Genomic DNA, 15,669 nt, shown 5'->3' with positions numbered 1-15,669 from the left:
GGGCCGGCCACGGATGGTCGTGCCCCGAGGAGGCTCGTGATGGGTTGGTACATCGGGCGCCGTCTGTTGCAGATGGTGCCCGTCTTCTTCGGAGCCACGCTCCTGATCTACGCGTTGGTGTTCCTGTTGCCGGGGGACCCGATCCTCGCGTTGTTCGGGGACAAGCCCGTCAGCGCGACGGCCCGGGCGACGCTGACCGCGCAGTACCACCTGGACCAGCCGTTCCTCGTCCAGTACCTGCTGTTCATCAAGGGCATCTTCACCCTGGACTTCGGGACGTCCTTCTCCGGACAGCCGGTCATCAGCCAGATCGGCCGCGCCTTCCCCGTCACGATCAAGCTCGCGGTGGTGGCGCTGGTCATCGAGGCCGTCTTCGGCATCGTCTTCGGCTTCATCGCCGGCCTGCGCCGCGGGGGGATCTTCGACTCCACCGTGCTGTTCGTCAGCCTCGTGGTCATCGGCATCCCCGTCTTCGTCCTGGCCTTCATCGGCCAGTACTTCGTCGGGGTGAAGTGGGGGATCGTCCGGCCCACGGTCGGTGGTGATCCCGCGCTCAGCGACCTGCTCCTGCCCGGCATCGTGCTGGGGGCGTTGTCCTTCGCCTACGTGCTCCGGCTCACGCGGAACTCCGTCGCGGAGGGCCTCTCCGCCGACCACGTCCGCACCGCGACGGCCAAGGGCCTCTCCGGACCGCGGGTCATGACGGTCCACGTGCTGCGCAACTCCCTCATCCCCGTGGTGACCTTCCTCGGGACCGACCTGGGCGCCCTCATGGGTGGCGCCGTCGTGACCGAGGGCATCTTCAACATCCCCGGTGTCGGCAACCTGCTGTACCAGTCGGTCATCCGGCAGGAGGGGCCGACCGTCGTCTCGGTCGTCACGATCCTGGTCGTCGTCTACCTGGTGGCCAACCTCGTCGTCGACCTGCTCTACGCCGTCCTGGACCCGAGGATCCGCTATGTCTGAGCCCACGCACGCGACCGGAAACCCCGGCGGCACCCTGGTGCGCCCGGGGCAGGAGCACTTCGTCGCCCCGCTGGAGGAGACCCCTCTCGCGGCCGTCGACGCCGTCGACGAGTCCGCCCCCTCGGGCGGGTTGTTCGCCGACGCCTGGAAGCAGCTGCGCAAGCGACCGATCTTCATCGTCGCCTGCCTGATCATCCTCGCGCTGATCGTCGTCTCGCTCTTCCCGTCGTGGTTCACCGACCAGGACCCGCGCTTCGTCGACCTCTCGCTCTCGCTGCAGGCGCCGTCGTCGGCGCACCCCCTGGGCGTGACCAAGGCCGGTACCGACGTCTTCGCCCGATTGATCTACGGTGCCCGCGCCTCGGTGAGCGTCGGTCTGCTGACGACGGTCATCGTGGTGGTCATCGGCGGCGTCGTGGGGGCCCTGTCCGGGTTCTTCGGCGGCTGGCTGGACGCGATCCTCTCCCGGGTCGCCGACATCTTCTTCGCCGTGCCGCTCATCCTCGGCGCGATCGTGCTCCTGCAGACGCTCAAGGGCCGCAACGTCCTGACCGTTGCGCTCACCCTGGCCCTCTTCGCCTGGCCGCAGGTCGCGCGCATCATGCGCGGGGCCGTGCTGCAGGTGCGCAGCGCCGAGTACGTGACGGCGGCGAAGTCGCTGGGGCTCAGCCGGATGGCCACGCTGGTGCGCCACGTCATCCCGAACGCGATCGGCCCGGTCATCGTCATCGCGACGATCTCGCTCGGGACGTTCATCGCGGCCGAGGCGACACTGTCCTACCTCAGCCTCGGGTTGCCGCCGAACATCGTGTCCTGGGGCGGCGACATCTCCAACGCCCGTGTCTCGCTGCGGACCGACCCGTGGATCCTGCTGTGGCCCTCGATCGGCCTCTCGGTCACGGTGCTGTCCTTCCTCATGCTCGGCGACGCCCTGCGCGACGCCCTCGACCCGAAGGGCCGCACCCGATGAGCCCCGAGAAGAACGCCCAGCCGGTCGACCGCAGCAAACCGCTGCTCCAGGTCAAGGACCTCCAGGTCGACTTCCGCTCCGGCGGGCGGGACGTGCACGCCGTGCGCAACGCCAGCTTCACCGTCTACCCGGGTCAGACCGTCGCCATCGTCGGCGAGTCCGGATCGGGCAAGTCGACGTCGGCGATGGCCGTCATCGGCCTGCTGGCCGGGACGGGCAAGGTCGTCGGCGGGCAGATCCTGTTCGACGGCAAGGACATCGCGCACGCCAGCCGGCGTGAGTACGTCGCCCTGCGCGGCAACCAGATCGGCCTCGTCCCGCAGGACCCGATGTCGAACCTGAACCCGGTGTGGAACATCGGGTTCCAGGTCAAGGAGGCCATCGAGGCCAACGGCCTGGCCAAGGGGGCGGCGGCCAAGAAGCGGGCCATCGAGGTCCTGGGCGAGGCCGGGCTCGGTGACGCCGCCCGCCGCTACAAGCAGTACCCCCACGAGTTCTCCGGCGGGATGCGCCAGCGTGCGCTCATCGGGATCGGGCTGGCCTCGCGGCCGCGCCTGCTCATCGCGGACGAGCCGACCTCGGCGCTCGACGTCACCGTCCAGCGCGGGATCCTCGACCACCTGGATTCCCTCACCGCCGACCTCGGCACGGCCGTGCTGCTCATCACCCACGACCTCGGCCTCGCCGCGGAACGGGCCGAGCACCTCGTGGTCATGTACAAGGGCCAGGTCGTGGAGTCCGGTCCGGCGCTGCAGATCCTGCGGGCACCGCAGCACCCCTACACCCAGCGCCTCGTCTCCGCGGCGCCCTCGCTGGCGTCGCGGCGCATGCAGTCCGAGCACCGGGCGCGCATCGTCGAGCAGGCCGAGGCGAAGGCCGTCGGCGCGCACGCCGTCGTCGCGGCCGAGACCCCCGTCGCGGTGCCGGACGCGGCGACCCCCGAGGTCATCGAGGTCCGCAACCTCACCAAGGAGTTCGTCATCCGCGGGGCCGGTCCGCGCGGGGAGAAGCTCCTCGCGGTGGACGACGTCAGCTTCTCCGTGAAGCGGGGGACGACCCTGGCCGTCGTCGGTGAATCGGGATCCGGCAAGTCGACGGTGGCGCAGATGGTCCTCAACCTGCTGCCGGCGACGAAGGGTGAGGTGCTCTTCGACGGTGTCGACACCACCACCCTCGACCGGCGCCAGTCCTTCGCGTTCCGCCGCCGGGTGCAGCCGATCTTCCAGAACCCCTACGGATCCCTGGACCCGAGCTGGAGCATCTTCTCCTCGATCGAGGAACCGCTGCGGGTTCACGGCGTCGGGGACGCCAAGAGCCGCGAGGCCCGGGTGCGCGACCTGCTCGACAAGGTCTCGTTGCCCCAGAGCTCGTTGCGCCGCTACCCGAACGAGCTGTCCGGTGGTCAGCGTCAGCGCGTGGCCATCGCCCGGGCGCTCGCGCTGCAGCCGGAGGTCGTGGTCTGCGACGAGGCCGTCTCGGCGCTCGACGTGCTCGTCCAGGGCCAGATCCTGCGGCTGCTGAACGACCTGCAGGCCGAACTGGGCCTGACCTACCTGTTCATCACCCACGACCTCGCCGTCGTGCGCGAGATCGCCGACGACGTCGTGGTGATGCAGCGGGGCAAGCTCGTGGAGCACTCCAGCGTCGACGCGGTCTTCGACGACCCGCAGCAGGAGTACACCAAGGCCCTGCTCGAGGCGATCCCCGGCGCGCAGCTCGAACTCGGCGCCTGACCTCGATCGACTTCCTGGGGAGATCCCACCCGCCGGTCCTCCGGAAGGGTGGGAATCTCCCCGGAAGTCGTCCAGGGGGACTGTGCTGCACGGGGAGTCGGGTCTACGGTGGTCCGATGCAGTACGTCGTCCTCGTCGTCCTCGCCATCGCTGCCGGGTTCGCCGTCGTCTACTGGCGGACCAGTCCGCGGCACCGCGTCGCCGCTGTGGAGCGCGCCGACCACGGTGACCGCGCCCGTCGGGCCCGGGAGGCCTCGCGACACCCCCAGTGAGCTGCGCTGTGGTGTGCGTCACGCTCCGGAGTGTGCTCACGGTGAACCTTCTCCCCGTCTGCGACGTTGCAGACTGAGAGATGTCGCCACCCGCCGTGGCGGTGCCACACCACGACGGGAAGGAACACCCCCATGGCCGGCTCGACCTCCGGGGAGCCCCCACGGAACTCCGCCAGCGACCGCGCCGCCCGCGTCGCCGCGATGCAACGCCAGGAGAAGGCCCACGCACGACGCCGTCGGGCGATCACCATCGCGATCCCGACCGTCGTGGTCCTCGCCGCCGCAGGCGCTGTGACGACCGTGCTGGTGAACCGGCCGTCCCCGCCCTCGCTGGACGCGGTGAAGACCTACTCCTACAAGGGGGGTGTCCACGTCAGCGACCCGGTCACCTACACGGAGGACCCGCCCGTCGGGGGCTCGCACTTCGACCGGTGGCTCAACTGCGGGGTCTACGACGCCCCCGTCCAGAACGAGAACGCCGTCCACAGCATGGAGCACGGCGCCGTCTGGATCACCTACCGCCCGGACCTGCCCGCCGCCCAGGTCGATCAGCTGAAGAACGACGTCGCCGACGAGACCTACACGGTGCTCTCGCCCTACGAAGGGTTGCCGACACCGATCGTGCTCTCCGCGTGGAACCACCAGTTGCCGGTGCAGAGCGCGGACGACCCGAGGATCAGCGCGTTCCTCTCCGAGTACGTCCAGGGCGCACAGACCCCGGAGCCCGGCGCGTTGTGCTCCAACGGCGTCGGGACGCCCACGGGCTGATGCGAGCGCTCTCCGCCCGGACGGTGCTGCTCGGCCTCGTCGCGCTGCTGCTCGCGCTGGTCCTGGGGATCATCGCGGGGCGGGCCCTGCCGACCGCGCCGGGGGCCAACTCCGTCGACGTCGGCTTCGCCCGCGACATGGCGACCCACCACTCCCAGGCGGTCTCGATGGCCTACACGGCCATCGAGGCGGCCCCGAGCCCCGAGGTGCGCCTGCTCGCCGTGGACATCGCCTCCACCCAGGGCAACCAGGCGGGCCGGATGCAGCAGCTGCTCGTCAGCTGGCACCAGCCGATCTCCGGCTCCGGCACGGCCGTCATGGCGTGGATGGCGGGTACCGACCTGCACGCCCGTCACGTCGTCGAGCAGCGGCAGGGACGGATCATGCCCGGCATGGCGACCCCGGCGGAGATGGCCCGGCTGAACTCCGAGACGGGGGAGACCTTCGAGGTCGACTTCCTCCAGCTCATGCTGCGCCACCACACCGGCGGCATCGAGATGGCCCGCTACGGTGCCGACCACGCCACCACCGACGAGGTCCGCGACCTCGCCGGGGCCATCGTCACCAGCCAGACCTCGGAGTCGCAGCTCCTCGAGAGCTACCTCGCCGCCCGCGGCGCGTCACCCCTGCCGGCCGCCTCGCCGGTGACCTCGTGAGACTCGTGGTGGGCGCGGCGATCGTCGACTCCCTCGAGGGTCCCACCCGGCTGCTCACCGCCCGCCGCAGCGCTCCGCCCGCCCTGGCCGGGCGGTGGGAACTCCCCGGCGGCAAGGTCGAGGCGGGGGAGACCCCGCTCGAGGCCCTGCACCGCGAACTGCACGAGGAACTCGGCGTCCGCGTCGAGCTCGGCGCCGAGGTCGTCCACCCCGACGGCGCCTGGCCGCTGACCCCGGACCTGCAGATGCGGGTCTGGTGGGCCGTCCTGGTCGACGGCACCCCCGAACCGCTGCAGGACCACGACGACCTGCGCTGGCTGCCCCGCGGGCAGTGGCTGGGCGTGGACTGGCTCCCCGGTGACGTCCCGCTGGTGTCGGTGATGCAGGGCGGCTGACCAGGGCCCGAGCACGACGAGACCCCCGGGACCACGTCGGTCCCGGGGGTCTCGTCGTGCTCGCGGTGGGTCAGCGGGTCTCGTCCGCGGGGACCGGGCTCTCCCAGTCGTGGTCGACGGCCGTGATCCGCGGGTCCTTGGTGTCGCCGCGGCGACGCTTCGTGGCCGTCACGGCCGGGTCGCGCGTCAGGTCCTTCACCAGGGCCACGCACATCAGCACCATGATGACGAGGAACGGGGCGGCCGCGATGATCGTGATGTCCTGCAGCGCTTCCAGACCGCCGGCGAAGAACAGGACGATCGCGACGAGCCCCATCAGCCCGCCCCAGAGCGCCACGAGCCACTTCTGCGGTTCGTCGACGCCGTAGGAGCTCAGCGAACCCATGACGATGCTGGAGGCGTCGGCACCGGAGACGAAGAAGATCGCGACCAGGAGGACGACGAGCACCGACGTGGCCCCGGCCCAGGGGAACTGCTGCAGGAACGTGAACATCTGCGACTCCTGGTTCGCGAGGCCCGCGATGTCGGCACCCCCGGTGCCCTCGACGAACTTGCGCTGCAGGTCGATCGCCGCACCGCCCAGCACGGAGAACCAGATCAGGCTGACGGCGGTCGGGATGAGCATGACGCCGACGATGAACTCGCGGACGGTGCGGCCCTTGGAGATCTTGGCCAGGAAGGCGCCGACGAAGGGCGTCCACGACACCCACCACGCCCAGTAGAACAACGTCCAGGCGCTGAGCCAGTCGGTGCCGCCGAAGGCGCCGGTGCGGAAGGCCATGGTCGGCAGCGCCGACAGGTAGTTCCCGGCGGAGGCCGGGATCAGGTTGAGCATGAAGACGGTCGGGCCGACGACGAAGAGGAAGAACAGCAGCACCAGGGCCAGCACCATGTTGGTGTTGGAGAGCCACTTGATGCCGCGCTCGATCCCGCTGATCGCGGACAGGATGAAGCACACCGTCAGGACGGCGATGATGATCGCCTTCACGGTGGTGCTGTTCGGGATGCCGAAGACCTCGGTGAGGCCCCCGTTCATCTGGGCGGCGCCGAGGCCGAGGCTGACGGCCGAGCCGAACAGCGTCGCGAAGATCGCGAAGACGTCGATGACCCGGGCCGCACCCTTGCCGCGCCTCCCGCGCAGCAGCGGGGCGAAGGCGGCGGAGAACCCGCCGGCGCGTTCCTTGCGGTAGCTGGAGTAGGCCAGGGCGAGACCCACGACGGCGTAGATCGCCCACGGGTGCAGACCCCAGTGGAAGAGGGAGTAGTTCATCGCCTCGCGCGCCGCGTCCTGCGAGCCGGCCTGCGCGTCGTTCTGCGGGGCGGTCATGAGGTGGGTGACGGGCTCGGTCACCCCGTAGAACATCAGCCCGATGCCCATGCCGGCGGAGAACATCATCGCGATCCACGACGCCCGGGAGTGCTCCGGGCGGTCCTCGTCGCGACCGAGGCGGATGCGGCCGAAGCGGCTGAAGGCCAGGACGAGGGCGAGGACCACGAAGCCGGTCGCGCCGAGCACGAAGGCCCAGCCGAAGTCACCGACGACGACCTCGAGGACGGCGTCCGCGCCGGACTTCAGCTGGGTCGGCCAGATCGCCCCCACGAGGAGGAAGAGCACGACCACACCCGCGGCGACGGCGAAGGTCTTCCGGTCGACGGGAGGGTGCTTCGCACGACCGAGGTCGCGGGCGCCCGGAGTGCCGTCGGGGGTGGGTGAAGACGTGCCGGATCGGTGTTCAGGCGGTGCGGACATGGCCCCGAGAGTGACACGAAATGACTAGCCGGAGCCAACCGGGCATGACCAGAACGAGTCATCCTGGCGGTGTCGTCGCAGGTCAGAGCGGTGCTGCCCGGTTCAAGCACCAGGGTTCGACGCGGGTACCCACAGGCGCGGATAGACTGTGGTGTCAACCCTCACTAGCGCCCGCGCTGCGATCCAGCTGCGGGCGGTCGAGACCCCCGAGAGCGGATCGAGAACTTCATGCCCTTGAGCACCCGCGAAGACCTGCGCAACGTCGCGATCGTCGCCCACGTCGACCACGGAAAGACGACGCTCGTCGACGCGATGCTCTGGCAGTCCGGCGCCTTCCGCGCCAACGCCGACGTCAACGAGCGAGTCATGGACTCCGGTGACCTCGAGCGCGAGAAGGGCATCACGATCCTCGCGAAGAACACCTCGGTCCGCTACAGCGGCCCGGGGTCGCCCGAGGGCGGCATGACCATCAACATCATCGACACCCCCGGCCACGCCGACTTCGGTGGTGAGGTCGAGCGCGGCCTGTCGATGGTCGACGGTGTCGTCCTGCTCGTCGACGCCTCCGAGGGTCCGCTGCCGCAGACCCGCTTCGTGCTGCGCAAGGCGCTCGCGGCCGGCATGCCCGTCGTCATCCTCGTCAACAAGGTCGACCGCCCCGACGCACGCATCAGCGCCGTCGTCGAGGAGACCATCGACCTGCTGCTCGACCTCGGCGGCGACGTCGAGGGCATCGACGTCGAGCGCCTCCTCGAGGTCCCCGTCGTCTACGCCTCGGCGAAGAACGGCCGCGCCTCGCTGAACCAGCCCGAGGACGGCGGTCTGCCGGACCACGAGGACCTCGTCCCGCTGTTCCAGACGATCATCGACACGATCCCCGCGCCGGTCTACGACCCCGAGACCCCGCTGCAGGCGCACGTCACCAACCTCGACGCCTCGCCGTTCCTCGGCCGCCTCGCGCTGCTGCGCATCTTCTCCGGTGAGCTGATCAAGGGCCAGCAGGTCGCGTGGTGCAAGCACGACGGCACCATCGAGCGCGTCAAGATCACCGAGCTCCTGGTCACCGAGGCCGTCACCCGCGTCCCCGGCGAGAAGGCCGGCCCCGGTGACATCGTCGCCGTCGCCGGCATCCCGGACATCACCATCGGCGAGACCCTGGCCGACCCGGACGACCCGCACCCGCTGCCGCTCATCACGGTCGACGAGCCCGCCATCTCGATGACCATCGGGATCAACACCTCCCCGATGGCCGGCCGGGTCAAGGGCGCGAAGGTCACCGCGCGTCTGGTGAAGGACCGCCTCGAGAAGGAACTGGTCGGCAACGTCTCGATCCGCGTCCTCCCGACCGAGCGTCCCGACGCGTGGGAGGTGCAGGGCCGCGGTGAGCTGGCGCTGGCCATCCTCGTCGAGCAGATGCGCCGCGAGGGCTACGAGCTGACCGTCGGCAAGCCGCAGGTCGTCACCCGCAAGGACGAGAACGGCAAGACCCTCGAACCCTTCGAGAACCTGACGATCGACTCCCCGGAGGAGTACCTGGGCGCGATCACCCAGCTGCTCGCCGCCCGCAAGGGCCGCATGGAGACGATGACCAACCACGGCACCGGCTGGGTGCGCATGGAGTTCTACGTCCCCTCGCGCGGGCTCATCGGCTTCCGCACCGAGTTCCTCACCGACACCCGCGGTACCGGCATCGCCCACGCGCTCTTCGCGCAGTACGACCACTGGGCCGGCGAGATCCGCACCCGTCAGTCCGGTTCGCTCGTCGCCGACCGCGCCGGTGCGGCCACCGCGTTCGCGATGACCAACCTGCAGGAACGTGGGCAGATGTTCATCGAGCCCACCTCCGAGGTGTACGAGGGCATGATCGTCGGCGAGAACTCCCGCGCCGACGACATGGACGTCAACATCACCAAGGAGAAGAAGCTCTCCAACATGCGTTCGTCCACCTCGGACGAGTTCGAGCGCCTCGTGCCCCCGCGTCACCTGTCGCTGGAGCAGTGCCTCGAGTTCTGCCGCGAGGACGAGTGCGTCGAGGTGACCCCGGAGTCCGTCCGCATCCGCAAGGTCGTCCTCGAGGCGAACATGCGCGCGAAGACGGCTTCCAAGGCCAAGAAGGCCTGACCGCAGCCTCCTCAGCGCTCGACCACCACCCCGTGGGGTGGTGGTCGAGCGCTTCTGCGATCACGGGGCAAACTGGGGCCATGACGACGACCCCGCGACCTCCCGAGCAGCCCGACGAGACGCCCGAGGGCGCCGCCGGCGCGGCGACGGCCGGACGGGACCCGCTGGAGATCGCCGCGGACCTCGTCGACGACGTCCTGGGCGAGCTCGACCCGGCCGACCTGGCGTCCATGGAGCAGCTGGACCAGCCCCGTCGGGTGCTCTTCGTGCACGCCCACCCCGACGACGAGACCATCGGCAGCGGCGCCACGATGGCCCGCTACGCCGAGGCCGGGGCGGGCGTCGTGCTGCTCACGGCGACCCGCGGTGAGCTGGGTGAGGTCATCCCGCCCGAACTGGCGCACCTGGACCCCGATCAGCTCGCCGAGCACCGCACGGGCGAGCTGGCGACGGCGATGGAGGCCCTCGGTGTCACCGACCACCGCTTCCTGACCCGCGTCGACGGCAGCGGCTACCGCGACTCCGGGATGGTGTGGCTGGAGCCGGGCCGAGCGGGTCACGCGGCGCTGCCCGGAGACGACGTCGACCCGCGGGCGCTCGCGGCGGCCGACCCCGAGGAGGTCGCCGCCGACATCGCGACCGTCCTGCGCGAGGTCCGTCCGCAGGTCGTCGTGACCTACGAACCGGGTGGCGGCTACGGCCACCCCGACCACGTCCGGGTGCACGAGGCGACCATGCGCGCCCTCGTGCTCGCGGCAGGTGACCGACGCGACGGCGCCGCCCCGTGGCAGGTGGCCAAGGTCTACGAGATCGTCCAACCGGAGCAGCCCGTTCGGGAAGCCCTGCGTCGCCTGGCCGAGGCCGGTGCGGCGGGTGCGGGGGACCCCGAGGGGCCGCTGCCGAGCGTCGTCGTGCCGGCCGGCGAGGTCACCACCGTCGTCGACGGGACCGGCCAGATCCCGGCCAAGATCGCCGCGCTCCGCGCCCACGCCACCCAGGTCAGCCTCGACCTCGACGGTGACGTCCCGGCCATGCGGCTCAGCAACGGTGTGCCGCAACCGATCTGGCCGTTCGAGCACTACCGGTTGGTGCACGGCGTGCCGGCCGGGCCCTTCGACGCCGACGGCCGGGAGACCGACCTCTTCGCGGGCATCGCCCCCTCCTCCTGACCCCCCTTCCGATTCGTGATCCCGCTGGGAATCCCCGCGAGACCACGGATCGGAGAGAGGGATGTGTGTTCGGGGGATCACGCTCCGTTGCTCCAGGCGGGTGAACGCGATCGTCCGAACGCGTCACCGAGGGTGGTCGCCGGTAGCCATCGCCCGGACGACGGGGTTGGCTGGGACCACGTCCTGGCGCACCGGCCCGGACGTGACCGAGAGGAGCGGCCGTGGCTCACGTGAAGCACGCCCCGCGGACCGAGAAGGACCCCGAACGAGGCGCGCGTCCGCAGCCCCGCACCGGACGGGACAGCGCGGACGTCGGTCGCCAGCGCGAGCGCAACCGTCGCCGCCGCACCCGGTCGCTGCTCATGGTCGTGGCCCTGCTGCTGCTCGTCGTCGACCTGCGCCTGGCCTTCACCGGCTCGGTCCTGCCGCCGCTGCCGAGCGTCGACCCGATCTACGTCATGGTCTTCGTCTTCTTCCTCGCCATGATCGGCCTGCTCCTCGGGCAGACGCTGGTCTCCGGCCGCTCGCCGCACGTCGTCTACCGTCCCGAGCAGATCGACATCGGCCTCGACGACGTCAAGGGTCTGGCCGCGGTCAAGGAGGAGGTCGAGCGCAGCCTCGACCTGTTCCTCGCGGCCCGCACCTTCCGGACGCAGATGGGCGGACGGCCCCGGCGCGGACTCCTGTTCGAGGGCTCGCCCGGCACCGGCAAGACGCACATGGCCAAGGCCATGGCCCGTGAGGCGGGCGTCCCCTTCCTCTTCGTCTCCGCGACCAGCTTCCAGTCGATGTGGTACGGCGCGACGGCCCGCAAGCTCCGCTCCTACTTCAAGGCCCTGCGCAAGGCGGCCCGTCGTGAGGGCGGCGCCATCGGGTTCATCGAGGAGATCGACGCCATCGCCGGCGCCCGCGGCGGCATGAGCGCCATGACGCCCCTGGACGCCGACGCCGCCACCGGGATCGTCGGCTGCGGAGGGCTCACCAACCTCGCGATGTCCTTCCCCGCCACGGGCCGGACGGCGCTGCGGACGGAACGCCTGGCCAGCAGCGAGGGCGCGAGCGGGGTCGTCAACGAACTGCTCGTGCAGATGCAGTCCTTCGACGAACCCACCACGTCCGAGCGGCTGCAGGGCTGGTTCATCGACACCGCCAACCGGTTCCTGCCCCAGCACCGCCGGCTGCAGCGGCCGAAGAGCGAACCCGTCGAGATCCTGCTCATCGCGGCGACCAACCGCGCCGACTCCCTCGACCCGGCCCTGCTGCGTCCCGGCCGTTTCGACCGTCGGCTCAGCTTCGGCCTGCCGGACAAGCTCGGCCGCCGGGAACTCGTCGACCACTTCCTGTCCCGCAAGGCCCACGAGGCCCCGCTCGACGAGGACGAACGTCGCGACGCGCTCGCCGGGATCACCAACGGGTACTCGCCGGTGATGATCGAGAGCCTGCTCGACGAGGCCCTCGTCAACGCCGTCCGTCGCGGTGCCGACGGGATGAACTGGAGCGACGTCGAACAGGCCCGCCTCGTCACCGAGGTCGGCCTCGGCCAGCCCGTCGGCTACACCGACCACGAGGCGCGGCTCATCGCCACCCACGAAGCCGGGCACGCCACGATCGCCTGGCTCGTCGCCCCGCAACGCCGCCTCGAGGTCCTCACGATCATCAAGCGCGCCAACGCGTTGGGGCTGCTCGCCCACGGTGACGCCGAGGACGTCTACACCCGTTCCCGCAGCGAACTCGCCGGGCTGATCAAGATCGCGTTCGGCGGTCAGGTCGCCGAGGAGTTCTTCTTCGGCGACGTCTCGACCGGCCCGGCCGGCGACCTGCAGTCCGCGACGCAGGTCGCGGCGCAGATGGTCGGTTCGGCGGGCATGGCCGGGACCCTGGTCTCCTTCGCCGCCGTCCAGCAGGGCGCGTTCGCCGACGGGAACCTCGTCTCCCGCGTCCTCGGCGACTCCGAGGGGCGGCGGCTGGTGGAGAACCTGCTGACCGAGCAGAAGGAGTTCGTCCGCGAACTCATGGACCGCAACCGCCACCTGGTGGCGGCGCTGCGCGACGCGCTGCTCGAACGGCACGAACTCATCGGCCACGAGATCACCGACGTGCTCGAGGCGGCGCAGGCCGCCCACGAGGCGCAGTCCGCACCGCAGTCCGCACCGTCCCGGGTCATCGACCTGCGTGACACCACCTCCGGCGTCGTCCGGGGGATCTAGGACTCGTCGGGGTCGTCGCCGCAGGAGGGGAGCGACGACCGCGACGCAGGAACTCGCGCACCGTGGGAGGCCGGGGGGCCTCCGGGGGCGGTGGCGCGGGAACACAGGAACGGGAACGGTTGCTCCGGGGGGCTGGAGCAGACGTTCCCGTTCTGCTGTCCGCCGCCGCGCGATCGGCCACCAGCGGAGCGGGCTGGACCCTCCCTCCCCACCTGTGGTTCCCTGGTCCCAGGTCATGAGCGCCAGCGACAAGCCCCGGCTCGCTGGCCGGCAACCCTCCTCGTCGTGGGGTGCCCCGGGTGACGACCTGACCTGGTGCTCCGGCACGGGTAAGGACGCCGTCCCTCCCGTTCCGGACGCCGACGCGTCCACGATCGAGGAGAGCTCCGTGAGCACCACCCTGGAACCCACCGCCGAACCCGATGTGCGGGAACGCTTCTCGCCGCTGCTGCAACGGATCGCGGCCGGCACCGTGACGCGCGAGCAGGACCACGAACTGCCACGGGACCAGGTCCGGGAACTCCTCGACGCCGGGTTCGGCCGGTTGCGCATCCCCGTCGAGGAGGGTGGTGGCGGTCTCGACCTCGTCGAGTTCACCGACCTGCTGGTCGACCTCGCGGCCGCCGACTCGAACCTGCCGCAGATCTTCCGCGGCCACATCGCGTGGGTGGAGCAGGTCCTGAGCCTGCCGGTGGGGGAGTACCGCTCGCGCTGGATCGCGCGGCTGGTCGCGGGGGAGATGGTCGGGAACTCCTGGAGCGAGGTCGGTGACGGGGTCACCGGTGAGCAGCAGACGATCGTCACCACCCGGGAGGGGCGCACCGCGATCTCGGGCCGGAAGTACTACACGACCGGCACGATCTACGCCGACTGGACCGACGCGACGGCCCGCCGACGCCTCCCGGACGGGACCCACGAGGTCGTGACCGCCCTGGTGCCCGTCCGGGGCCGGGGGGTTCGCGTCTCCGACGACTGGGACGGTTTCGGGCAGCAGCTCACCGGGACCGGGACCCTCGAGCTCGACGACGTCGAGATCGCCGCCGACGACGTCTCCCCGTTCACCGCCCGGTTCCGCTACCAGACCGCGCTGTACCAACTCGTCCTGCTGGCCGTGCACGCCGGGATCGCCGCGGCGGTCGAACGCGACACCGGGCACGAGGTCCGCACCCGGACCCGCAGCTACACCCACGGGTTGGCCCCCCTCGTCAGGAACGACGCCCAGGTGCTGTCGGTGGCCGGCGAGATCTCCTCGATCGCGTTCACCGCCCGCTCCCTGACCCGCGCTGCGGCGCAGGCGGTCCAGTCCGCCGCCGACACCGCACACCTGCCGGGGACGGCGGCGGACCGGGCGGCGAACGTCGAGGCCGAGATCCGGACCGCCCAGGCCCAGGTCGTGCTCTCGGAAACCGTCCCGCGCGCCGCGACGCTGCTCTTCAACACCCTCGGCGCGTCGGGCACCTCCCGGGCCCGCGACCTCGACCGGCACTGGCGCAACGCCCGCACGGTGGCCTCGCACAACCCGGTGATCTACAAGCAGCGGATCGTCGGCGACTGGTCGGTCAACGGCACCGAACCGCCGTTCGTGTGGGACGTCGGCACCCACGCCTCCGTCGTTCAGGCGGAGGGCGCGACCCGGTAGTGGTACGCGTGGTGGACGGTGAAACCGGCGCCCTCGTACAACGCGCGGGCGCCGGCGTTGTCGCCCTGCACCTGCAGGTAGGTCGAGGCCGCGCCGCGGTCGCGGGCCCAGTCGGCGACCTCGGTCAGCAGGCGTCGTCCCAGTCCCCGCCGCCGGTGGGTGGGCGCGGTCTCGACGGCCGTCACCCCGGCCCAGCCGGGGGAGAGGGATCCGCGGGCGATCGCCACGGTCTCCGCGCCGTCGAGGACGCGCAGGAAGACCTGCTCGTCGGCGGAGACGAGGATCCGGCGGCCGGCGGGCGGGACGTAGGGACGACCCTGGTAGTGGTAGCGCGCCAGCCACGCGGCGTCGGGTTCCCCGCCGCGCTCGACGTGCAGGCCGGCCGGGAGCGGCGCCTCGCCCGCACCGGGCAGGTCGTCCGTGGCGGCCGTCATGACCACCGTCGGCGTGCGGACGCTCCAGCCGCGGGCCGCGAGGTCGTCGACCAGCGGCACGCCCGCTCCGAGCCCGTCGGCCGGGTGGGCCACCGCGACCACCGCCGGCAGACCGCGCTCGGCGTAGAAGCGCTCGACCCGCTCGATCGCGTCCGCCACCCCGGGCTCACCCAGCGCCAGAGCGGAGTTGCCCCGGCCGGTGAACCCCTCGCTCGCCCGCAACCGCCAGGTGCCGAGGTCGAGTCGTTCCAGCGGGCGCCAGTGCTCCGCCATCACCCGCTCGAGGTCGTCCGTGCCGATCGCGGTGTGCGGGGGGCCCTTGCGGGCCGGCGGTGGCGGGACGGCCTTGGCCGCGAGGACGTCCGCGCGGGCGAGCGTGACCTCGCCGCGGCGGGTCCGGACCCGCAGCGTGGTGTCGTCCGCGGCGACCAGGTCGCCCAGCGCGTCGGAGGCCGCGCCGTCGGGGAGGCGGTGCCGCACGACCACCCGGGAACCCACCTGGAGGTCCTCGATCACGTGCGTGCGGGTGACCTCGGCCACTGCGCTGCCCCCCGGGGTGGTGGTCGTGCACGACGGTCGACGTGCGTCG

General features: G+C 71.2%; 13 protein-coding genes and 1 riboswitch. Of the genes, 11 read left to right on the top strand and 2 right to left on the bottom strand.

Annotated elements, in window-relative coordinates:
* Positions 1–39: 39 nt before the first annotated feature.
* The 7 genes from AC0I8G_RS13265 (at position 40) to AC0I8G_RS13235 (ending at position 5,760) form a co-directional block, all read left to right on the top strand.
* The gene (locus AC0I8G_RS13265; RefSeq protein WP_471730328.1) at positions 40–966 is read left to right on the top strand and encodes an ABC transporter permease; all 927 of its coding nucleotides are present in this window, start codon (positions 40–42) and stop codon (positions 964–966) included.
* A complete protein-coding gene (locus AC0I8G_RS13260; RefSeq protein WP_471730327.1) occupies positions 959–1,936 on the top strand; it encodes an ABC transporter permease in 978 nt (325 codons plus the stop codon). Before AC0I8G_RS13265 ends, AC0I8G_RS13260 begins: the two co-directional genes overlap by 8 nt.
* Positions 1,933–3,669 (top strand): dipeptide ABC transporter ATP-binding protein, encoded by a 1,737-nt coding sequence (locus AC0I8G_RS13255; protein ID WP_471730326.1) that lies wholly within the window; start codon positions 1,933–1,935, stop codon positions 3,667–3,669. The genes AC0I8G_RS13260 and AC0I8G_RS13255 overlap by 4 nt, the downstream gene beginning before the upstream one ends.
* 116 nt (positions 3,670–3,785) lie before the next feature.
* Positions 3,786–3,941, top strand: coding sequence for a hypothetical protein (locus AC0I8G_RS13250; protein WP_328292418.1), 156 nt, complete (start codon positions 3,786–3,788; stop codon positions 3,939–3,941).
* 132 nt (positions 3,942–4,073) lie between these two features.
* Complete coding sequence (locus AC0I8G_RS13245) at positions 4,074–4,709, top strand: DUF3105 domain-containing protein (protein ID WP_471730325.1); 636 nt, start codon at positions 4,074–4,076, stop codon at positions 4,707–4,709.
* Entirely contained in the window at positions 4,709–5,365 is a 657-nt protein-coding gene (locus tag AC0I8G_RS13240; RefSeq protein ID WP_471730324.1) for a DUF305 domain-containing protein, read from the top strand. Before AC0I8G_RS13245 ends, AC0I8G_RS13240 begins: the two co-directional genes overlap by 1 nt.
* A complete protein-coding gene (locus AC0I8G_RS13235) occupies positions 5,362–5,760 on the top strand; it encodes a (deoxy)nucleoside triphosphate pyrophosphohydrolase (protein WP_471730323.1) in 399 nt (132 codons plus the stop codon). Before AC0I8G_RS13240 ends, AC0I8G_RS13235 begins: the two co-directional genes overlap by 4 nt.
* Before the next feature lie 70 nt (positions 5,761–5,830).
* Here AC0I8G_RS13235 and AC0I8G_RS13230 read toward each other — a convergent pair whose 3' ends face one another.
* Positions 5,831–7,510: a BCCT family transporter gene (locus AC0I8G_RS13230; RefSeq protein ID WP_471730322.1), complete on the bottom strand. Its 1,680-nt coding sequence runs from the start codon at positions 7,508–7,510 to the stop codon at positions 5,831–5,833.
* Positions 7,511–7,738: 228 nt separating this feature from the next.
* Between AC0I8G_RS13230 and typA the strand changes: the two genes are divergently transcribed.
* From typA to AC0I8G_RS13210, 4 genes are all read left to right on the top strand, one after another.
* Positions 7,739–9,631, top strand: a complete 1,893-nt coding sequence (gene typA, locus AC0I8G_RS13225) for a translational GTPase TypA (protein WP_380258794.1) — start codon at positions 7,739–7,741, stop codon at positions 9,629–9,631.
* Positions 9,632–9,711: 80 nt separating this feature from the next.
* Positions 9,712–10,800 (top strand): N-acetyl-1-D-myo-inositol-2-amino-2-deoxy-alpha-D-glucopyranoside deacetylase, encoded by a 1,089-nt coding sequence (gene mshB, locus AC0I8G_RS13220; RefSeq protein ID WP_471730321.1) that lies wholly within the window; start codon positions 9,712–9,714, stop codon positions 10,798–10,800.
* A 221-nt stretch (positions 10,801–11,021) separates the two neighbouring features.
* The gene (locus AC0I8G_RS13215; RefSeq protein WP_471730320.1) at positions 11,022–13,007 is read left to right on the top strand and encodes an AAA family ATPase; all 1,986 of its coding nucleotides are present in this window, start codon (positions 11,022–11,024) and stop codon (positions 13,005–13,007) included.
* 231 nt (positions 13,008–13,238) lie between these two features.
* Positions 13,239–13,349, top strand: a riboswitch (SAM riboswitch).
* Between the two features lie 46 nt (positions 13,350–13,395).
* A complete protein-coding gene (locus tag AC0I8G_RS13210) occupies positions 13,396–14,646 on the top strand; it encodes an acyl-CoA dehydrogenase family protein (RefSeq protein ID WP_471730319.1) in 1,251 nt (416 codons plus the stop codon).
* Here AC0I8G_RS13210 and AC0I8G_RS13205 read toward each other — a convergent pair.
* Positions 14,622–15,620, bottom strand: a complete 999-nt coding sequence (locus AC0I8G_RS13205; RefSeq protein ID WP_471730318.1) for a GNAT family N-acetyltransferase — start codon at positions 15,618–15,620, stop codon at positions 14,622–14,624. The genes AC0I8G_RS13210 and AC0I8G_RS13205 overlap by 25 nt on opposite strands.
* Positions 15,621–15,669 lie beyond the last annotated feature (49 nt).

Source organism: Kineococcus sp. AC630 (assembly GCF_979255925.1).
This window is presented reverse-complemented; position numbering and strand designations above follow the sequence as displayed.